Raw genomic sequence first — 21160 nt, forward strand, 5'->3', positions numbered from 1 at the left:
TGGATTAAGTAAAGGAAACAGAATGACTGCACCGGCAGGAGATTACGCTTTAGGAGCAAAAGAGGTTCAGGAAACGATCCTGATTTTAAATTTATCCATCGCACAAATTGATCTATCCCTTTCTGAGGGGGATAACTCGGTTAATGCGTTGATTGATTCGTTCACCTTTATGTCTCAGCATATTGAAGCGATTCAGACTTCGAGCGAGGGCATTTTCGAATTGCTTGGCGAAGATGAGGCAGCTCAAAACTATAAGGCGTTGTTGAGTACTCAAACCAGTGAGTTGGCGGCCAAAATGCAACAGGCGATTATCGCCTTTCAATTCTACGACAAACTCAGTCAGCGTTTGACTCATGTTTCTCATGGTTTGTCCGGTTTGGCGGAAATCGTTTCTCACGAGATGCGCGTAAAAAGCCCGGAAGAATGGGAAGCATTCAAGCAAAGTGTGCGTAAGGGCACCTCAATGCGCGAAGAAGAGGAGTTGTTTGAACTGATCTTCGATCAAAATGTTCCGGTTGAAGAAGCCATTGATATTATGTGTCAGCGTATGCGTTCACGTATGGCGGAAGACGAAAAAGTGGATGACGAAGACGAAATTGAACTCTTTTAGCGAATTCGTTTTCTACCCTTAGATTGCTTCTTAAAAGGCCCCTGAATGGGGCTTTTTTATTGTCTTTTTATTATTAAGTACTGTTTATTACTTATTTATTCATAAGTTATTTTGATTTTTAAACCATAAAAAAATTTATAACAATGCAGACTGGTTTGCTAAAGATAAAAAATAATCGAGGATATTTATGAAACAGTTACATGCACTTTGGTTCGCTGCCTTAACCGCTCTGGCGTTAAGTTGTGCGCCGGTATCAGCCTGGGCCAAAAATCATATGCCTTTTATTTTAGGCAGTATGGAATCGGGGGCCTTGGCGGATGTTGCAGACAAAACTCAAACGGCACTGAAAGAGAAGGGCTTTGAGATTGTTGGTGAGTATGCGCCGAATGCGGATACAAAAGTTTTAGTGGTGACCAATAAAGACCTTAAATCCATGGCGGCACAGTCTGAAAATGGAGGCTTCGGCGCCATGGAACGGGTGGCCTTGGTGAATAAAAATGGACAAGTTCAGGTCAGTTACACCAATCCGGAGTATATGTGGAACGTCTACCGTATGACGGGAGAAATCCAGTCGGTGCAGCAAGCGATGGAGTCGGCTTTGGGGGCGCAAAAACAATTTGGTGCCGAGGCTGGATTGAGCGCCGAAGAGTTGCGCGAATACCATTACAAAATGATGATGCCTTATTTCGATGATGAAGATGAATTGGCGGAATACGACTCTTATGATCAGGCGATCAGCAAGGTTGAAGCGGGACTGGCTTCAGGCAAGGCCGGCGCTAAAAAAGTCTATCGCATTGATATTCCCGGCAAACAAATGAGTGTGTTCGGGGTGGCTTTAGCTAATGGTGAAGCAGCCGATCAGTTTATCCAAAAGCAGATTGATTTAGGCCAGGAAAGTCATGCGGCGCATTTCCCATATGAGCTGCTGGTGGTCGAAGATAAAGTGATTGCCTTGAACGGAAAATTCCGCATCGCTATTAACTGGCCAAGTTTGTCGATGATGGGATCCGGAAGCTTTATGAGCATCTCCAATGCGCCGGATGATATTGCCAAAGCACTGGAAGCTGTGGCTAAAAATCAAAAGATGGATCAGGGGGCATCGGAGTTTTAAATTGAAAGGTTTTTACCTTCCTCCTCTTTTAAGCACAGGTTTCTGTGCTTTTTTTATTTTTGGGGCTTGAAATCCAGCAGGCCTGTCCCTATACAAATCCGAGTTTGACTAACCTTATTAACCTGGCCGAACTCGATGCTTTCTTGGTTTAAAAAGTTATCTGGGCGGTCATTTAAACCTCAAATCATTGGAGATGAATTCATGAGTGCATTAGAAACCCATGCGTTTCAAACCGAAGTAAACCAACTATTAAAACTGATGATTCACGCGCTGTATTCCAATAAGGAGATTTTCTTGCGTGAGTTGATTTCCAACGCTTCAGATGCCTTGGATAAGTTGCGTTTTGAAGCGGTTTCCGATGACAGTTTGAATGAAGGTGATGAAGAGCTGGCGATTCAAGTCTCTTTTGACAAAGATGCGCGAACCATCACGATTGCCGATAACGGTATCGGCATGACCCGTGATGAGGTCATTGCCAATATCGGAACCATCGCCAACTCCGGAACCAAAAAATTCCTTGAAAGCCTAAGCGGTGACCAGGCAAAAGACTCGCACTTGATCGGTCAATTCGGGGTCGGCTTTTACTCCTCTTTCATTGTCGCTGACGAGGTGGTGTTGACTACGCGTAAAGCGGGCACAGAGGCTGCGGAAGGTACGCGCTGGGTCTCCAAGGGTGAGGGTGAGTTTACTCTGGAAACCGTTGAAAAAGCACAAAAAGGGACCGAGATCGTTCTCCACCTGAAAGAGGATATGGATGAGTTTCTGGATCAGTTCCGTCTGAAGAACATCATTACCACCTATTCGGATCACATCAACTTCCCGATCAAAATGTTCAAAACCGAATGGGATGACGAAGCTAAAGCACAAAAAACGACCGACGAGCTGGAACAGGTTAACAAAGCGACCGCCATCTGGACGCAGCCAAAATCGGAATTGAGTGATGAAGATTACACCAATTTCTATCAGACGCTATCACACGACTTTAATGAACCGCTCGCACACATCCACAATAAAGTCGAAGGAACGCTGGAATATACTTCATTGCTGTATATTCCAAAGCAAGCGCCGTTTGACCTTTATGACCGTGAACGCCGTTATGGCTTGAAGCTGTATGTGAAACGCGTGTTTATTATGGACGACGCCGAGCACTTGATGCCGACTTATCTGCGTTTCGTCCGCGGGGTGATCGATTCGGCCGACCTGCCGCTGAACGTGTCGCGTGAAATTCTGCAAAGTAACAAGGTGGTGGATAAAATTCGTTCGGCCTCGGTCAAGCGCGTATTGGATCAATTGGCAAAAATGGCTAAGGCTGAAGACCAGAGCGATTACAACACCTTCTGGGATCAGTTCGGTCAGGTCATGAAAGAAGGGGTGGTTGAAGACTTTGCCAATAAAGAGAAAATCGCCAAGTTGTTGCGTTTTGCCTCTACCCACGATGACGCGGCTGAGCAACGTATTTCGTTGGAGCAGTATGTGGATCGCATGCCGGAAGATCAGGAAGCGATCTACTATATTATTGCGGATACACACGCGGCCGCCAAAGGCAGCCCACACCTTGAGGTCTTCCGCAAGAAAGGCATTGAAGTGCTGTTGATGTCCGACCGCATTGACGAGTGGCTGGTGTCACACCTGAACGAGTTTGAAGGTAAGCCACTGAAATCGATTACCTCTGCCGATCTGGGGCTGGATGAAGAGGCGGATAAGGATTTGTCTGAAGAGGATAAACAGGCGCGTGAAGCCTTGACGGAAAAAGTCAAAAAAGCTTTGGAAGAGCAGGTTTCAGATGTCAAAGTGACGCATCGTCTGACAGATTCTCCCGCTTGTGTGGTGAACGCCGAAGGTGATATGTCGGCCCATATGATGCGTATTATGGAGCAGATGGGACAAAGTGTGCCGAAACAGAAGCCGATTCTGGAACTGAATCCGGATCATGCTTTGGTGAAAAAGCTGGAATCGCTGGAGGATGAAAATAAGATCAAAGAGTGGTCATTGTTCCTGCTTGAGCAGGCACAATTGGCGGAAGGGGATCAGTTGGAGGAGCCAGCCGCCTTCATTAAACGTATGAATACCTTGCTCAGCGAAATGATCTGAATCGCTTAAGGTTTCATTTTCTGATCGTATATAGCCGCGACAAACTGAGCAGGCCTGTTCAGTTTGTCGCGGTTTTTTTGTATGTGGATTTTTTCTTGTATTTCCGCCATTTAACGTCAGTTTATGGCAAAATATCGCCTTTTTTAATTCTTTAACTACTTACGGGGCAGTTCATTGATTTCCACTTCCAATATCACCATGCAGTTTGGCGAAAAACCGCTTTTTGAAGACATTTCCGTTAAATTTGGCGACGGTAACCGTTATGGTCTGATCGGGGCCAATGGTTGCGGTAAATCCACCTTTATGAAAATTCTTGGCGGCGATCTGGAACCGACTTCGGGTAATGTCAGCGTCGACCCGGACGATCGCGTGGGGAAACTGAAGCAGGATCAGTTCGCTTACGAAGAGTTCAGTGTCGTCGATACCGTGATTATGGGGCAGCCTGAGTTGTGGGAAGTGAAGCGTGAGCGTGACCGCATCTACTCGCTGCCGGAAATGTCCGAAGAAGACGGTCTGATCGTAGCCGATCTGGAAATCAAGTTCGGTGAAATGGACGGTTATACTGCGGAATCGCGCGCCGGAGAACTGCTGTTAGGCGTCGGCATTCCGGTTGAACAGCATTATGGGCCGATGAGTGAAGTGGCACCGGGATGGAAGCTGCGTGTGCTGTTGGCGCAGGCGCTGTTTTCCGATCCGGATATTCTGTTGTTGGATGAACCGACCAACAACCTGGATATCGATACCATCCGTTGGCTGGAAAATACGCTTAACGAGCGTAAGAGCACGATGATCATCATCTCTCACGATCGTCACTTTCTCAACAGTGTCTGTACCCATATGGCGGATCTGGACTATGGCGAGTTGCGCATCTATCCGGGCAATTATGATGAATATATGATTGCATCGACTCAGGCTCGCGAACGCTTGTTGGCTGACAACGCCAAAAAGCAGGCGCAGATCAATGAGTTGAAAACCTTTGTCAGCCGTTTCTCGGCCAACGCTTCCAAGGCCAAACAGGCTACCTCCCGCGCCAAACTGATCGATAAGATTCAGCTGGAAGAGGTTAAGCCGTCAAGCCGGGTCAATCCGTTTATTCGCTTTGAACAGGATAAAAAACTGTTCCGCTTGGCGTTGGAAGTGGAGCATTTAAGCAAAACCTATCATGATCCCGAGAACGGCGACAATGAAGTCATTCAGGATTTCAGCCTGATGCTGGAGGCGGGAGAACGGTTGGCGGTGATCGGTGGCAACGGAATTGGTAAAACCACTTTTTTGAAGTGTCTGACCGGAGATACCGAACTGACTTCAGGTACCGTTAAGTGGTCGGAAAATACCAAGATCGGTTATTACGCTCAGGATCATGCCGCCGATTTCGAAACCGATCTGAACTTGCTTGATTGGATGAGTCAATGGAAGCAGGAAGGCGATGACGAACAGGCCGTGCGTTCAATTTTGGGGCGTATGCTGTTCTCGCAGAAAGAGATTGATAAGTCCGTTAAGGTGCTTTCCGGTGGTGAACAAGGGCGTATGCTGTTCGGTAAACTGATGATGCAAAAGCCCAATGTCTTGATTATGGATGAACCGACCAACCATCTGGATATGGAATCGATTGAATCTTTGAACCAGGCGTTGGAGCAGTATCCCGGTACGGTGATTTTCGTCTCTCACGACCGAGAGTTCGTCTCTTCGATTGCTACCCGCCTGATGGTGATGCGAGAAAATGGTATCGAAGATTATCGCGGTGATTATGAATCTTATTTGGCCACGCTGGATGGTTAACATTCATTTAAAAGCGTCATAAAAAAGCCTGCATCATGCAGGCTTTTTTCTAGAATCAAACCGGTTAATTCGAGATTAAAATTCCATCAATAGATGTGGAGACCAATCAGGGATGCTGTCACCCGCATCCGGGTTGGCGGCCATGTGATGGGCAGACGCCGTCGTGGTAATTCCGAAAGTCAGTAGTGCGGCAAAAATAATCTTTTTCATCTCTGTTTCCTTATTTCTTACAAATTAGTTCCGTTTAAGCGTGGCTTAAAATTCCATCAATAGGTGTGGAGACCAATCAGGGATGCTGTCACCCGCATCCGGGTTGGCGGCCATGTGATGAGCGGACGCTGTTGTGGTAATTCCGAAAGTCAGTAGTGCGGCAAAAATAATCTTTTTCATCTCTGTTTCCTTATTTCTTACAAATTAGTTCCGTTTAAGCGTGGCTTAAAATTCCATCAATAGGTGTGGAGACCAATCAGGGATGCTGTCACCCGCATCCGGGTTGGCGGCCATGTGATGAGCGGACGCTGTTGTGGTAATTCCGAAAGTCAGTAGTGCGGCAAAAATAATCTTTTTCATCTCTGTTTCCTTATTTCTTACAAATTAGTTCCGTTTAAGCGTGGCTTAAAATTCCATCAATAGGTGTGGAGACCAATCAGGGATGCTGTCACCCGCATCCGGGTTGGCGGCCATGTGATGAGCGGACGCTGTTGTGGTAATTCCGAAAGTCAGTAGTGCGGCAAAAATAATCTTTTTCATCTCTGTTTCCTTATTTCTTACAAATTAGTTCCGTTTAAGCGTGGCTTAAAATTCCATCAATAGGTGTGGAGACCAATCAGGGATGCTGTCACCCGCATCCGGGTTGGCGGCCATGTGATGAGCGGACGCTGTTGTGGTAATTCCGAAAGTCAGTAGTGCGGCAAAAATAATCTTTTTCATCTCTGTTTCCTTATTTCTTACAAATTAGTTCCGTTTAAGCGTGGCTTAAAATTCCATCAATAGGTGTGGAGACCAATCAGGGATGCTGTCACCCGCATCCGGGTTAGCCGCCATGTGATGAGCGGACGCTGTTGCTGAAATTCCAAGAGTTAAAAGAGCTGCTAGGATCATCTTTTTCATATTCATTTCCTTTTGACGTTGTTAAAAACGTTTGAGTTCTGATTAAAAGAAAAAGTGATTTAATGCGCGCTGTTACTGGTATAGAAACAGTGGATTAAGTCACCACCCGTTTAAATAAAAATGGAGTTTTTTTCCATTTGTTGAGGCGTAGTTTAAATGTGAAAATTTTCCATGTCAAAGGTTTTTTGCAATTTTTTTATCAAAATGGAGTTGGATTATTTGAAGGTTTCAGGCGAAGAGGTTTTATAAAGTCATTTAAATCAAATGGTTATTTTGTTTTTTTCGGTCTTTGTTTTGGGATTGAAAAATTCAGGTTTTCAGATTTATGATTGATTGAAAGAGCATTTGCCTTTAGAGTGCGTGAGGATAAAACGTGCTATTTAGTTCATATAATGAGTGTGACCAAAGCGCTATTTTTAAGTTTAAAATCGATTGGGTGGGGTGGTTCGATCACACCAGAACCGAATTTGAAGTGCGCAATGTGATAAAAAAACTGGAAGGCGAGTAGTGAAACTCTTGTTAGCAGAAGATGAAACTTTGTTGGCCAACAGCTTGGTCAAACAGTTTACTCAACATGGATTCGTCGTTGATTGGGCGGCCGACGGCGAGGAAGCCAGTTATCTTATCAATGAGCACCCCTATGATCTGATCATTTTGGATTTGGGGCTGCCCAAAAAGCCGGGGTTGGAAGTACTGGAAAGTTTACGCGCCCAACAGCATGTGACCCCGGTTTTGATTCTTACCGCCCGCAATGGCTGGCAAGAGCGTGTTGAAGGTTTAAAAAAAGGGGCGGATGACTATTTGGGCAAACCGTTTCATTTTGAAGAATTACTGATCCGCATTCAAAATCTGTTAAAACGTTCTTCGGTTGAGGGGGGCGTCAACTCGGTTCTGGAGAGTAACGGTTTAAGCTTGGATGTAGAAACTCAGCGAGTGACCACGGAAGATGGTCTCGAGCATGATCTGACGCATACGGAATTTAGACTGCTGCGTTTTTTAATGAGTCATCCAAATAAACTGCTGTCAAAGTCGGATATTATGGCCAAAATTGTCGATCAGAATTACGATCGCGACAGTAATGTATTAGAAGTTTATATTCGCCGTTTGCGTAAGGTGATTGGCAAAGAACGGATACAAACCCAGCGCGGACAGGGATACCGCTTTGTCACGACCTTGCCTGAGGAACCCAAATGAAATCGCTTGAAAAGCAGCTCTCATATACGTTGACGTTGAGTCTGGTGGGAATTTTTGTCGCCTTCTGGTGGGTGATGACCTACACCATTCACGAACTCACTGAGCGTTATGTGGTGACACGCCTTGAACATGACGCGGAAACCTTGCTGAAGCACTTAGAAATTAAAGAGGGTCAGTGGCACCTCTCTGCCAATGCCGCGGAAGTGATTTACCAGCGCCCCAGGTCGGGCCACTATTACCTGATTAAGTCTAAGCCGCCTGCGTTGATTCGTACGCAAACCTCGCCGTCTCTGGAAGGCTACCTGTTTTATTCGCCGGTAAGTGAAAGCCTTGCTGATGCGGTCTATGAAACCCATGAACCGGACAGCTTTAATGCGTTGGTGTTGAGAGTGCCTTTTGAATACCAGGGGTATCGCGGTTACCTTTTTGTGGCTGAAGATCACTCCCCGATTCAGGAGAGTTTGAAAACCTTTGATGTTCTGTTCGCATTGTTTTCTCTATTCGGGTTGGCGGCTTTATTGTGGACGCAGCGCCGAATCTTGAAGAAAGGCTTTGACTCTTTGCAGCCGGTCAAGCAGGCCCTGAATGATGTCCAAGAGGGTAAACAGGTTGCGATTCAGGCCGAGGTGCCGAGTGAAATTGAACCTCTGGTCGATACCTTAAATCAAGCGTTGTCACAATTACAGGCACGTTTAGCACGCTCTCGTCAGGCAACCGGAAATTTGGCGCATGCATTGAAATCGCCCTTGAATCTGATTTACCAGTTACTGGATGATCAGCGGTTGGATGCGCATCCACAATTAAAGCAGGCCTTACAGGAGCAGGCACAGAGGTTGTATGACTTGATCGAACGAGAGCTCAGCCTGGCGAAGACGGCCGGCCGAGGCATGACCTTGAATACCTTCCGCTTTCCGGAAGATCTGGATGATTTAACCGCAACCATGGCGCAACTGTATCGAGATAAGGCGTTGCATTTTGAAACACATATAGATGTCAAGCACGCCTTGCCGTTTGACCGCGAGGACCTGTTTGAACTGCTGGGTAATTTACTCGAAAATGCGGCTAAATGGTGCCGTCAAACCATTCGCATTGTGGTAAAAACCGACCAGGCCTGTTTGGTTTTGCAGATTGAAGATGACGGGCCGGGCGTCGCTCAATCATTAATGGAGCAGATGCAGCAGCGCGGAACGCGTTTGGATGAATCCCGGCCGGGACACGGTCTGGGACTATCGATCGTCAAGCAGATTGTCGAGGCCTACTCAGGAGAGGTGATCTATTCCCAAGGCGAGCGTTTTATTGCCCATACTCCGGCGTTGTCCGGCCTGCAAGTGACCATCAAATTGCCTTTGATATAAATTTCAGAGGCGATATTTCATTGTTCTTTTTAATTAAGGGGATGTTGGCCCCCTTAATGTTCTCCTTTTTTATGTGATCTCAAACTGATTTTGTTCGTTTATTGCGTTTTCAGTTTCGTTTCAGCTTGATTTTGTAGAGTAACGGCCATGAACTCAAAATGGAGTCGGTTTATGCAGTTTCTGCGGATGAATTCAACTAGCACGGCGTCACAGACGCGTCTTCAAATGAAACCTTTGGCGATATCAGTAAGTAGCGTACTGTGTGCGGCTTGGCTATGGGCGGCGCCAGCCAGTGTTCAGGCCTCTGCCGAAGCGGCAAGCCAACAGGCGCACGCTTTGCCAACGCTGCAATCGGTTGTCCAAGCCTGGTTAGCCAAACAACCGGAACAGCAGACGCTGACGGGGCTGGAAGCCCTGTCCGCTGAATATCATTCCGCATCGTCGTCCTGGCTGGCGAACGGGGTGAACCTGTCAGTGCGTCACGAAAGCGATGCGTTGACCGACGACACCGGTTTTCAAAGTTGGGAGACCGGCGTCTCTATGCCGTTGGATTTCGGCGAGCAATCCAATGCCTATGGACAAATGAGCGAGCAGACTGAGAAAGAGAGTACGGCCTTCAGAACGCTTTTGAATTGGCAGACCTCTTTACACGTTCGTCGCGTCATTTGGGAGCTCAAGACGGCGGAGGTGGCCTGGCAGCGTAGCCAGCAAAATGAAGGATTAGTGTCTGCTTTGGTAGAGAAAGTCTCCGAATTGGTCAATGCCGGAGAAAGCCCGCAAATGGATTTGGTGTTGGCCCGTCAGGAATTGGCTGCGGCGCAGCAACGTACCTTGCAAGCCCAGGGGCAGTATCAACAATGGGTGGATCAATACCGCTATTGGAGCGGGTTTTCACAACTGCCTGAAAATATGAATGAAGCGTCTGATGCCCGTATGACAGGAGTCGAGGAAACCTCGCTGGCGAAATTCTTGGAGCGTTTGGCGCAGCATCCTCTGCTGCTTTGGGAGAGTACTCAGTTGGAAAAAAGGCAGGCGCAGAAACTGTTGGTTCAGGCGCAGTCCAAATCCCGTCCCGAGCTGTTTGTGGGGGCTAAATCGGAAGAAGATGATCAAACGGCGGCGCGAACCAGCTTGATGGTGGAAATGAGTTTTCCTCTGGGGCAACCGGTGGCCTACCGGGCTCAGCTGGCCGAGCAGAATCAAAGTGTCATTGAGCAACGAACCCAATTGAAGAAAACCTTGCAAACGCTGGAGGTTGAAGCGACGCAAGCTTATCAAGCCTGGCAGCAAGCGCAGCAGCTGTTAGTCGCATCCCAACAGCAGGTCGAATTGGCTCAACAAAGTCTGGAGATGGCTCAAAAAGCCTACGAATTGGGGGAAACCAATATTCAAACCTTGCTCCAGGTGCAAAAACAGGCACTGCAGGCTTTGATGGAAGTGGAGCTGCAACAGGTCAGGGTGTATCAAGCGTATGCACTGTTGCGTCAGGCGCTAGGCATCAGCCTGACCTAGAGAACCTTTGGCGGTTTATTCATTTGAGATTACAAAGTGAGCAGGCCTGTTCAATCGACAGTGTTTGCTCGATTCAAACAATAGCCATCCCTTTAAAAAAGGGAACACAACGTGAAATGAGAGAACATCATTATGTCAGTCAGTCCCGTTTTAAATTCGCTTACGTTAGCTAACAAACAGAGCGGCACCGTCGCCTCTCAAGGTGTTTTGTCGCGATTCCCGGCGTTATGGAAAGGCAGTGTCCTGTCTTTGCTATTCTGCACGATGCCAGTGCTGGCGCAAACCAATCAGGTGGTCTCTTTAACTCAGGAACAACAGCAGGCGATGGGCTTGCATTTTGCCGACTTGAACCCCGTGTCGGAGTTAAAAAGCTACGCCTATCCGGCGAACTTGGAACTGCCTATGGCACACACCCAGTGGCTGGCGGCACCGATGGATGGCTTGGTGACGCAGATTTTTAAAGTGCACGGTTCCGTTGAACAAGGCGAGGCGATTGTCGAACTGCAAAGTGCCGATTTGCTCAAGCGTCAAGAAAATTATCTGGCCACCCGCGCCGACTTCAAGGTGGTTCAGCAAGAAGCCAAGCGAGCGCGTAGCCTGGTTCAATCCGGTGTGGTGTCCAAGAAGCAACTGTTAGCCACGGAAAGTCGCCTGGCCACCTTGAAACAACAAGTTCAGCAGCTGGAACAAGATCTGATGTTAATGGGAATGAGCCAAGAAGCGGTCGCTCAGTTAAAACAATCGCATCGCCTTCAGCCTGCGACCTTAACCATTAAAGCACCTGAAAAGGGCGAGTTGTTTGATATGCAGGTGGCGGTAGGGATGCGCCTGCAGATGAATACGCCGATTGCGCGTTTTGCGGAACTAAACCGCTTGGTGGCCGGGGTGTTTGTGCCGATTGAAGTCGCTAAAACCCTGAAGGTGGGGCAAAAAGCACGGATCTTCAACAAACAGGTGGCCGGAGAAATTGCCTACATCAGTCATCAGGCCGATCCAATGACGCAGACCGTCGAGGTGCACTGCCTGTTTCCGAATGAAGCAGGGCATTTAACGGCCGGTGCTTTGGAGCGCGTTGAATTCATTCATGAAAGCGGTGGCAGCACCTACTATGACGTGCCCGCCAATGCCTTGACCAGCTTGGATGGGCAACCGGTGATTTTTCTGCTGGACAAACGCAACAACTACTGGATTCGCGTGCAGCCGGTCACGCGCTTCGATCAAGCGCATCAGCGTGTGGCGGTCGCCTTGCAAGGCGATCAGCCAAAAGATCTATCGCAATGGCAGGTGTTGACGCATGGCAGTGCCGCGATGTTATCCGTGCTGGCTGCGGCGGAAGAGACTGATCAAGAAGCGACGCAGGAAGGAGCGGAATAATGCTGTCACGGTTTATGGCTTTTTTTCTTGCCCAACGCATGATGGCTTTGCTGTTGGCGGTCGGGCTGGTGTCAGCCGGGTGGATGGCGTTTCAAAAAACGCCGATTGATGCCTTCCCGGATGTATCCCCAACTCAGGTGAAGATTATCATGAAAGCACCGGGCATGACACCTTCCGAGGTTGAGTCGCGCATCATTGTGCCGGTTGAGATGGAAATGCTCGGCGTGCCCGGTCAAAAGATGTTGCGCTCTTTAGGTAAATACGGGATTGCTGACATTACCATCGATTTTGTCGAAGGCACCGATATCTATTGGGCGCGACAGCAGATTGCCGAGCGTCTCTCTGGAGTCGACTTGCCGGAGGGGATTTCCGGCGGGATCGCCCCGATGACGACGCCGTTGGGTGACATCTTTATGTTTACCATTGATGGTGACACTCTCAGCAATATGGAAAAGCGCGACCTGTTGGATTGGGTGATTCGTCCGGCGTTGCGAGCAGTGCCGGGGGTGGCGGATGTCAATGCCCTCGGTGGTGAGGCCCGTGTCTATGCGGTGGTGCCTAACAGCGCCAGAATGGCGGCGATGAATATTCCGTTTACGGCGTTGACCGATGCGTTGCAAGCCAATAACCGCAATGACGGTGCCGGGCGTTTGACTCAGGGGGAGGAAGCGCTGCTGGTGCGCACCCTGGGTAATTTAGAGGATGAGAACGATATTGGCGATATTGTGGTGGCGACACGCGAAGGGCGTGCAGTGCATGTGCGCGATATCGCCGAGGTGCGTATCGAAGCGCTGACCCGTTACGGCGCGGTGACCGAAAACGGTCAGGGCGAAGCGGTGGAAGGACTGGTGATCGGTCTGCGCGGCGCCAATACCAGTGATGTGATTAAAGGGGTGCGCGAACAGTTGGAGTTGTTGAAACCGGCGTTGCCGCAAGGCATCAGCGTCAATGTGTTTTACGATCGCGGTAACCTGATTGACAAGGCGATTCATACCGTTTCAAAGGCTTTGGTCGAGGCGGTCGTGTTGGTGGTGCTGTTGCTGTTACTGTTTTTGGGGAATGTGCGCGCTGCGGTCACGGTGGCATTGGTCCTGCCTCTGTCCGCGTTGATGACGTTTATTTTCATGAACGGGTTTGGCCTGTCTGCCAACTTGATGTCTCTGGGTGGTTTGGCGATTGCGATCGGAATGCTGGTCGATGCCGCGGTGGTGGTGGTTGAAAATATCGTCACCCATCAGGCTAAGGAGGCGGAACTGCATCATGGACGCTTGCCTAAGCTGCACATTATCTACCGCGCGTTGCAAGAGGTGGCGGTGCCGGTCATTTCCGGGATTGGCATTATTATGATTGTGTTCCTGCCGCTGCTGACGTTGCAGGGGCTGGAAGGGAAGCTGTTTGTGCCGGTGGCGTTGACGATTGTCTTTGCCCTTGGCAGCGCCCTGATTCTGTCGTTGACCATTATCCCGGTGATCGCTTCCTATATTCTTGGTAAGCCATCGCATGATCTGCCCTGGCTGATGCGTCAGGTCGCGCGTTTTTACCGCCCGGTTCTTGGTTGGGTGTTGCAGCACGATAAGCTGGTCTTGTCACTGGCGGTAGGGGCTTTGGTCATCGCCGGGCTGCTCTATACCCAAGTGGGCAAGACCTTTATGCCGCAGATGGATGAAGGGGATTTGATTGTCCAGCTTGAAAAAATCCCGTCGATCTCTCTGGAAGAATCCAAACGGATTGATCAGCAGGTGCAAAAAGCTTTGTTGGCTCAAGTTCCGGAAATCGAACGCATCGTGGCGCGTTTAGGGTCGGATGAAATCGGTCTGGATCCGATGAGCTTGAACGATACCGACAGTTTCTTGGTGCTCAAACCCAAAGAGCAGTGGCGCATGCAGACTAAAGAGGCCCTGATCGAAGAGATCCGTCATGTTTTGGAAACCCAGTTTCCGGGCATTAATTACGCCTTTACCCAGCCGATTCAGATGCGGGTGGATGAGATGTTGACCGGCGCACGCGGCGATGTTGCGATTAAAATCTTCGGTGATAACCCGCAGAAGCTTACGGATACGGCGGAAAAAATGGCGGCCTTGATTGAAACGATTGATGGAGCGGAAGACGTTTTCACCTCGCAAAACGACGGCATGAAATATTTGCAGTTGCAAGTCGACCGCTATCAGGCCGGACGTTTGGGGATTTCGGTCGATGCCTTGGAAAGCCGTTTGCGCGCCTATCTGGAAGGGATGCCGGTGGGCAAGATTTATCAAGACAGCCGTCAAGTACCGCTGCTGGTGCGTGCGGATGCGTTGCATCGCGCGTCCAAGTTGGAGTTTTTGAATCAGCCTTATGTTCTGGATGACGGGCGTTCCGTCATGTTGAACCAAATCGTTCAGGTTGTCGAAGTGGACGGACCGGTCTCGATTCAGCGCGAGCTGGGGAAACGCTTCTCGGTGGTGGTGGCGAACGTCAGCGGGCGTGATCTGGTGAGTTTTGTGGAAGAGGCCAAACAGAAAGCGTCGCAACTCGATGTGCCCGCCGGTTATTACTTTGTCTGGGGCGGTGAGTTCGAGAATCAGCAGCGCGCTGCGGAGCGTTTAGGAATTGTGGTGCCGGTGGCCCTGGTGCTGATCTTTATGATTCTGTTTTCGACGTTCCGTTCCGCAGGGCAAGCGGCCATGGTGCTCTCCAATATTCCGTTTGCCTTGATCGGAGGGGTAGTGGCCTTATGGTTGACTGGCGAATATCTGTCGGTACCGGCCTCGGTTGGATTTATCGCATTGCTGGGAATTGCTGTACTCAACGGAGTGGTGATGATGAGTTATTTCAACCAGTTGGTGGCACAAGGGCTGCCGATTGAAGAGGTCGTGGTCGAAGGGGCGATGCGTCGTCTGCGTCCGGTCTTGATGACCGCGAGTATTGCCGCGCTCGGGCTGATCCCCTTGGTGTTCGCCTCCGGACCGGGATCGGAAATTCAACGACCGTTGGCGATCGTGGTGATTGGTGGTTTGATCTCATCCACGATTCTGACTCTATTGATTTTACCGATTATTTATCGTCTGTTCGGCTTGCGCTCTTTGGGGCTGGTAGACGCGACAAAAAATAAAGGAGTGGAAACGGTATGACGAATTCCATGACCAACTTGACCGACTCTTCCGTCACGCATGTGATGGAGGAGCATAATGTGATGTTGCATCTGATCCTGCCTGCCAATCAGGTGAATGATGTGGTGGACTGCTTGTTGGCGGAAAAGCCGGCCCTGTTTTTTACCGTGATTCAAACCCAAGGGTATGGACAGCCACAGGAGCGCCTCACGGTCAGAGAGCAGGTGGCTGGCTATCAAAATAAGATGATGGTGCAGATCGAGTGCTCAGAAGCCCTGGCTCGCCAGTTATTGGTGAACATTAAACAGGAGTTGCCGACGGCGACGATCAATTACCGGATTCTGCCTCTGATCGAACACGGTCAATTGTAAGTATCCATTTCAATTGAATTTTGAACAGGCCTGCTCGGTTTAATTCTGAGCAGGCCTGTTGTGTTTTTAGGAACGGCATTATCTAAGGCGATTCTGAAAACAGTGTCGGCTAAAACCGTCAGGCATCTTAAATTCAGGAATAAAAAAAGCCCGTTAATAAATGTCACTAACGGGCAATGAGGATCACTTGAAAGATCTCTAAGAAGAGATTTTAAGACTACATGAAAAAAACAATGGCGCTTTTCGCATTAATTTGCGATAGTTAATGTAAAAAAATACCATTTATTTAAGGATCGGGGTTGAGTTTAAATGTAAAAAATTACCATGTCAATTTTTTTTTGATACAATATGCATATGAAAGAAATTACCGATACCCAACAAACTGCATTATTTAAAGCGATCAAAAAGATTTTACGGCCGCTGGTTAGTCTATTACTGCGTCAGGGCATTACCTATACGGCGGTGATTGATCTGTTGAAAACCACTTACGTGGAGGTGGCCGATCAGGAATTTACCATTAAAGGTAAGAAGCAGACAGATAGCCGCATCAGTGTGTTGACCGGCGTGCATCGTAAAGAAGTCAAGCGCATTCGTGAAGAAGCCCCATCCGAATTGGATGTCAAAGAACGCAAAGCCAGTTTGAGTGCCCAGTTAATGGCCACCTGGCTGGGCGACCCCGATTACATGGATGAACACGGCAATCCAAAACCGCTGCCACGCAATTCGGAAGGCAATGAGCGTTCGTTTGATACTATGGTGCGCTGTGTGACCCGGGATGTGCATCCCCGTTCGATTCTTGATGATTGGTTGCACAAAGGGGTGATTAAGTTGGATTGCCAAGGTCTGGTTATTTTGCAAGAGTCCGGCTATGTGCCTGAAGCCGATTTTGAAGAAAAGCTGTTTTTTGCCGGTAAGAACATTGGCGATCACCTTTCGGTTGTGACCCATAATCTGGCCGGAGAATCGGTGCCGATGTTTGATCGGGCGGTTTATTACACTGATTTGAGCGAGCAATCAGTCCAAAAGTTGGAAGCTTTTGCCAAAGAAGGGTCGCTCAATCTGTTGACCGAAGTCAATCAGATGGCGAGCCGTTTGCAACAGCAAGATCAAGCACAAGGCAGTCACCAATACGGCATGCATTTTGGTAGCTACTTCTATCGTGATGAACCGTTGAGTGATGACGATTCCTCAGAAAAAGGGCCAAAACAGTGAACGCCCTGAAATGGCTTTTACAGGCCTTGCTATTCTTGAGCTTGGCTTCACTTGCTGCCTGTTCAAGCAATGATTCTGTGAAGTCGGGTTCAACTGACTTAAAGCCGATTTATTCCGAGCAGGCCTCTTCCGGTTTCGGTGGTACCGGTAAAACCGGAGAGCCTATTCAATTGGCAACATTGGATGCGGTGCGCCACTCCATGGAATTGGACAGTGGTTTTGGCGGCACCGGCCATACTTCGAAAGGTTTTGGTGGAACCGGTATTATCGGTACGATTGACCAGTTCGGCAGTATTTGGGTGAATGGCATTGAAGTTGGGCTTGGCCAAAAAACGCAAATTTTCAGTAACTTGCCCGAGCGACGTGATGGTTTGCCGGCAAGTGCGCTGCGTCTAGGACAGCAAGTGTGGCTGGAAACCCACCTTGATAACGACAAGACAACCACGGCGGCTATTCATATCTATTATCCGTTAGCCGGCAAGATTGAGGCGTTAACAAGCTTGGATATGGCGACTGAAATTCTGGTCAACGGTCAAAGGGTATATATCGATCAGGCCACGCATTTGGACTCGACGCTGAAGCTGAAAGTAGGTGAGTATGTACGCATCAGCGGCTTGCCTGTTTATCAACAAGGCACGAATCAGCGCGAAAATGCTTGGCAGGCCACATTGGTAGAGCCTCAGGCGGAAGCGGTATCCTGGCTGAAAGCAGTGCCGGATGTCAGCTTCTCTGATCAGGTTAATCGTGTGGTGATGCAGGAGAATTGGTTAAGGGCTTACCGTGCCGGTGAATTGGTGAATTTGAAACAAGGGCTTTCCACTCAGCCAAAAATTAAAATGTTGGGCAAGGATCTCGAAGCCGCCAATTCAAACCAGTCCACTGTTGTAAACCGCACAGATAGGGTGAATAGGGTACAATCATCTCGTTCCGGTCTGTCGGGCACGGGGCGTACCATTGATTCACTTCAGGGGGTGAATCGAAATGCATCGAGTTCGCCGATGGGAGCACCAGCAATGGGTGGCAGCGGACGCCGTTAAGCTATGTACAATAAAGAGGATTGGTTATGAAAGGGATTTATGCGATTTTATTGGGGGCAACTCTGCTCATCTCGGGCTGTTCGGCTGAAGTCGGCAGCGAAGAATGGTGTGCGCAGATGAAAGAGAAGCCGAAGGGCGAATGGACGGCGAATGAAGCATCCGATTACACCAAGCATTGCCTCCTAAAATAAGAGAGCGTGTATGCAGTCATCTGCATATTGATGCATCAAGAATCGTCACAAAAAAAAGCCGGTGCTCAAATGAGGACCGGCTTTTTTATTTTCGTTGCTTAAATTGGAATTCCATAATTGCATCGTTGGATGCAATCATGGTGTTTAGGGATTACGCCAAGATCGATTATTCGGTGTAATCTTTACGCTGTCCCCAGATGTCACTGCCGAGCAGATAATCTGCGGCGCTTTCAGGGGCTTCTTCAGGATCCAACTCTTGCAGCCAAATGGTGTACAAGGTACTGCCGTCCGGAGAAGCGATGTTCTGCACCTCTTTCTCTTCGGCAACCGAGTTAACAATCGCTTCGTTGGTTGGCGAGCCGTCAATGGTGGCCGGAACGGTATCCCAGGTATCTCCATTGTCGGTGGATCGGGTTACATAGAGATCCAACTCCAGTCCAGTGGCCATCTCCGCCGTCCCGTAAGTCACAAAGACCGTGTTCGGTGCTGCTGTTTCCTGTCCTGGAATCGGCTCCGAGGTCGGAATCAAACGCGGATCCAGAGTGGTAATGATGTTATTGGAAATGTTGGATACATTAATCGGTTCTTGCCATGTGCTTCCATTGTCAAACGAACGGATGACATTGAAATTGTTGGACAGGTGACCGACCGAGGCAACACGCCATGACTGGGTGTATTCATAACCGATAAAGATGGTGTCACCTCGGAGGAAGCCGCGTGGTGAGAAGGTATTCTCCCAGTTGTTTTCCCAGGTGGCATCGTCCAGGTTACTCGCATCCCAAGTGCCAATGACGGTTTCTTCGGCATCGGCGGTACGTGAACTCAAGTTCCAGCTGTGGGAGCTCCAGTTTTCATCGCCCATGATGGTTCGCATGTCTTCGACCGTATTCAGGTCATCAACCGAGTAACCGCCTTTGGCCAGACGTAAATACATGTCCGATGAAGCCCCCTGGGTTTCAATGCCGGACTTGTAGAGAATGCCCCATAGGTGATTGTCGGCTGTCGCTTCAGAAGCATCGACTTGGCTGACCATGGTCAAACGACGCACGTTTTCCAATACCGGATCACGGTCCGGGTTATCCTCGGTCGCTTCTTCCGGCACACGCAGATCGTTGACAATGGTACCCGCAGAAACCGGGGTAGGTTCTGTCATCTTAAACGAGTGTACATAGGCAATCTTACCTTGATCTTCCACCGGAATGCTGTCCAGCGTTTCCGTATTCGGCACGCCAGGCAGGCTTTCCGCTTCCCCTTTGGTCTCTTCATAACCGAGGATGACATTGTCACCGAACAGACCAAGAATCGGTCGAGAAGCTCCAGTATCCCCATTCAGAAGCTGTTTGGCGGTACTGGTTGGGTCGTAAATGGCACGGATTGGATCCAGTTCACTGGTGTAGCATTTACCGTCATCATTGCTTTCTGGATCGTCTAGGTAACCATTAGCGGCACAGATACTGGCACAGTAAAGCGCACTGGTTCCTGAATCAACGTTTTCCTGCTTACAGACCGCGTTGTCGCTGATCGGTACCGGATAAGAAAGATTGTGTAATGACTGGGGTTTCACAGAAGTATCTGTCGTTTCTTCAGTGGCCGCGAAATAGTCATTCCCCATTTCGTCTTGCATAGGAATGTAGCTGTACCAGATATCGGTTCTATGGTTAGTGGACGCGCCACTCCAGCCTTCACCCGGTCCGGCACCGCCACCAGGACGCAGTCCAACCGGGTCTTCCTGCCAGGCCACCACAAACCCTTCTTCGCTGGATGCGATGGTGATCTTGTTGGAGTCGCGTCGTCCAGACGTTAACTGCATCGGAGCGTGCCAGTCAATATCGTGAGTCTCTTCATTGAAAACACCACGCGCCGTCCACACACAGCTGAAAGGCACTTCATGCGCTGGCACAACGTCTTCACCATAAGTTTCAATACCTTCATAGTTAATTGTGCCTTGCGGGCCGTTCACCAGATAGAGATCTTCCGTGCTTGGATCGGCCAATTCCGAAGGGTTGCCGCTTGGACAGTATTTATCGTTCCAGGCGACCAGGACTTTATTGCCTTCGGTTTTGATCGCCGGTTTGAATGAGTGGCCGTAGTAGTCGTGCTTGACGCCGTCACCCCAGAAGTCGACTTGAATCGAACTTTTGTCTGCCGTATTGGAAATATTGATAGGCTTCCAGCTCACTCCCTTGTCAAGCGACAAAGCGACAAAAGTGTCGGCCACATGGTCGATGTCCGGGATTTCCGAACTCCCTGTACCCATCTGGAAATCGCCGGTGACGATGTCGGTGTAACTGACCAGCAGAGGACGTGTTAAAGCGGTTTCCTCTGAGGCCTCACCGGAAGCGTGATATTGTTCCGTGTGCAGCATCATGCTGGTGATGCTGTGACCGCCACTGCCAGCACCTGGCGTGCGGGAAATGTTTTTATGCAAGGTGATGTCGCCACCGATGGTGGTGAAGGTAAAGTGCTCAACCGCTTCCTCTTCGGTGACCACGCCATCTTCATCGCCCTCTGCGGTAGGTGGTGTCGCGGCGACTACATCGGTGAGCGTCGGGATTAAAGTGGCGTCAATAAAGGTGCGGGCCTCTTCAACCGTCATTTCCGAAAAGTCGATGCCATCGAGCAGTCCACGTTCTTGCAGTACGCGCTCCAGTTCGGCAATCGCGCTGTTGGAGATATTGATGCCATTGCCGGCGTCGTTGTCTTCATCCAAAGACTGCAATAAGATGAGAATGGCGACCACGCGCGGGTCGTTGACATCAGCACCTTCAAAGAAATCCAACGGAGAAACATTGAAGGTGCTGCCTTTGAGGGTGCCCAGGGTAACCTTGCTACCGAGTGAGAAGGTGACCATGCCGTTTTCTTTAAAGCGGTACTTTCCACCATCGGATGTCGTGCCGCTGACATCACCGCTGTAGGTCAAACCATTGACGGGTGAGTCGACAAAGGTACCGGTTTTAATGGTCGTGTCCGAGGTGGTGTCACCCGATGAAGAGCTGCTGTTACAGCCGCTCAGTGTGATTGAAGACCCCATGAGCACAGCCAGTGCTGCGACTAGGGGACGAGGGGAAACAGGTTTCATGTGATCCTCCAGGTGTTTTTTTATAAAGTTTATGTACGCATAGTT

Annotated in this window: 20 protein-coding genes; 13 read left to right on the forward strand and 7 right to left on the reverse strand. The window is 49.3% G+C overall.

Annotation, left to right across the window (positions count from 1 at the left end):
* The first annotated feature begins 22 nt into the window (after positions 1 to 22).
* The 4 genes from QCB44_RS02255 (at position 23) to QCB44_RS02270 (ending at position 5591) form a co-directional block, all read left to right on the forward strand.
* Positions 23 to 610, forward strand: a complete 588-nt coding sequence (locus QCB44_RS02255; RefSeq protein WP_279407707.1) for a hypothetical protein — start codon at positions 23 to 25, stop codon at positions 608 to 610.
* 187 nt (positions 611 to 797) lie between these two features.
* Positions 798 to 1721: a hypothetical protein gene (locus QCB44_RS02260; protein WP_279407708.1), complete on the forward strand. Its 924-nt coding sequence runs from the start codon at positions 798 to 800 to the stop codon at positions 1719 to 1721.
* Between the two features lie 201 nt (positions 1722 to 1922).
* Positions 1923 to 3812 (forward strand): molecular chaperone HtpG, encoded by a 1890-nt coding sequence (gene htpG / locus QCB44_RS02265; RefSeq protein ID WP_279407709.1) that lies wholly within the window; start codon positions 1923 to 1925, stop codon positions 3810 to 3812.
* Positions 3813 to 3986: 174 nt separating this feature from the next.
* Positions 3987 to 5591, forward strand: a complete 1605-nt coding sequence (locus tag QCB44_RS02270; RefSeq protein WP_279407710.1) for an ABC-F family ATPase — start codon at positions 3987 to 3989, stop codon at positions 5589 to 5591.
* A 75-nt stretch (positions 5592 to 5666) separates the two neighbouring features.
* Here QCB44_RS02270 and QCB44_RS02275 read toward each other — a convergent pair whose 3' ends face one another.
* The 6 genes from QCB44_RS02275 to QCB44_RS02300 are packed head-to-tail and all read right to left on the reverse strand — an operon-like array spanning position 5667 to position 6701.
* Entirely contained in the window at positions 5667 to 5801 is a 135-nt protein-coding gene (locus QCB44_RS02275) for a hypothetical protein (protein ID WP_279407711.1), read from the reverse strand.
* Positions 5802 to 5846: 45 nt separating this feature from the next.
* Positions 5847 to 5981 carry a hypothetical protein gene (locus tag QCB44_RS02280; RefSeq protein ID WP_279407711.1) on the reverse strand — a complete coding sequence of 45 codons (135 nt, stop codon included), beginning with the start codon at positions 5979 to 5981 and terminating at the stop codon, positions 5847 to 5849.
* A 45-nt stretch (positions 5982 to 6026) separates the two neighbouring features.
* Positions 6027 to 6161 (reverse strand): hypothetical protein, encoded by a 135-nt coding sequence (locus QCB44_RS02285; protein WP_279407711.1) that lies wholly within the window; start codon positions 6159 to 6161, stop codon positions 6027 to 6029.
* A 45-nt stretch (positions 6162 to 6206) separates the two neighbouring features.
* The gene (locus QCB44_RS02290) at positions 6207 to 6341 is read right to left on the reverse strand and encodes a hypothetical protein (protein ID WP_279407711.1); all 135 of its coding nucleotides are present in this window, start codon (positions 6339 to 6341) and stop codon (positions 6207 to 6209) included.
* Between the two features lie 45 nt (positions 6342 to 6386).
* Entirely contained in the window at positions 6387 to 6521 is a 135-nt protein-coding gene (locus QCB44_RS02295; protein ID WP_279407711.1) for a hypothetical protein, read from the reverse strand.
* A gap of 45 nt (positions 6522 to 6566) precedes the next feature.
* Positions 6567 to 6701 (reverse strand): hypothetical protein, encoded by a 135-nt coding sequence (locus QCB44_RS02300; protein ID WP_279407712.1) that lies wholly within the window; start codon positions 6699 to 6701, stop codon positions 6567 to 6569.
* A gap of 507 nt (positions 6702 to 7208) precedes the next feature.
* Here QCB44_RS02300 and QCB44_RS02305 point away from each other — a divergent pair.
* The 9 genes from QCB44_RS02305 to QCB44_RS02345 all read left to right on the forward strand — a co-directional run bounded on the left by QCB44_RS02305 (position 7209) and on the right by QCB44_RS02345 (position 18036).
* A complete protein-coding gene (locus tag QCB44_RS02305) occupies positions 7209 to 7895 on the forward strand; it encodes a response regulator transcription factor (protein ID WP_279407713.1) in 687 nt (228 codons plus the stop codon).
* Positions 7892 to 9250: a sensor histidine kinase gene (locus tag QCB44_RS02310; protein WP_279407714.1), complete on the forward strand. Its 1359-nt coding sequence runs from the start codon at positions 7892 to 7894 to the stop codon at positions 9248 to 9250. Before QCB44_RS02305 ends, QCB44_RS02310 begins: the two co-directional genes overlap by 4 nt.
* Positions 9251 to 9436: 186 nt before the next feature.
* Positions 9437 to 10762 (forward strand): TolC family protein, encoded by a 1326-nt coding sequence (locus QCB44_RS02315; protein ID WP_279407715.1) that lies wholly within the window; start codon positions 9437 to 9439, stop codon positions 10760 to 10762.
* A gap of 132 nt (positions 10763 to 10894) precedes the next feature.
* Positions 10895 to 12136, forward strand: coding sequence for an efflux RND transporter periplasmic adaptor subunit (locus QCB44_RS02320; RefSeq protein WP_279407716.1), 1242 nt, complete (start codon positions 10895 to 10897; stop codon positions 12134 to 12136).
* Positions 12136 to 15246, forward strand: coding sequence for a CusA/CzcA family heavy metal efflux RND transporter (locus tag QCB44_RS02325; RefSeq protein WP_279407717.1), 3111 nt, complete (start codon positions 12136 to 12138; stop codon positions 15244 to 15246). The genes QCB44_RS02320 and QCB44_RS02325 overlap by 1 nt, the downstream gene beginning before the upstream one ends.
* Positions 15243 to 15596, forward strand: a complete 354-nt coding sequence (locus QCB44_RS02330) for a DUF3240 family protein (protein ID WP_279407718.1) — start codon at positions 15243 to 15245, stop codon at positions 15594 to 15596. Before QCB44_RS02325 ends, QCB44_RS02330 begins: the two co-directional genes overlap by 4 nt.
* Before the next feature lie 348 nt (positions 15597 to 15944).
* Positions 15945 to 16808, forward strand: coding sequence for a DUF6502 family protein (locus QCB44_RS02335; RefSeq protein WP_279407719.1), 864 nt, complete (start codon positions 15945 to 15947; stop codon positions 16806 to 16808).
* A gap of 77 nt (positions 16809 to 16885) precedes the next feature.
* On the forward strand, positions 16886 to 17845 hold the full coding sequence (locus QCB44_RS02340) for a DUF5666 domain-containing protein (RefSeq protein WP_279407720.1): 960 nt from the start codon (positions 16886 to 16888) through the stop codon (positions 17843 to 17845).
* A gap of 26 nt (positions 17846 to 17871) precedes the next feature.
* On the forward strand, positions 17872 to 18036 hold the full coding sequence (locus QCB44_RS02345) for a DUF3012 domain-containing protein (RefSeq protein WP_279407721.1): 165 nt from the start codon (positions 17872 to 17874) through the stop codon (positions 18034 to 18036).
* Between the two features lie 166 nt (positions 18037 to 18202).
* On the opposite strand, the gene QCB44_RS02350 is transcribed toward QCB44_RS02345, so the two are convergent.
* Complete coding sequence (locus QCB44_RS02350) at positions 18203 to 21115, reverse strand: choice-of-anchor O protein (RefSeq protein ID WP_279407722.1); 2913 nt, start codon at positions 21113 to 21115, stop codon at positions 18203 to 18205.
* Between the last annotated feature and the right edge of the window lie 45 nt (positions 21116 to 21160).

The sequence above is a fragment of the Thiomicrorhabdus sp. zzn3 genome, from assembly GCF_029767755.1.
In the GTDB taxonomy this organism is placed as follows: domain Bacteria; phylum Pseudomonadota; class Gammaproteobacteria; order Thiomicrospirales; family Thiomicrospiraceae; genus Thiomicrorhabdus.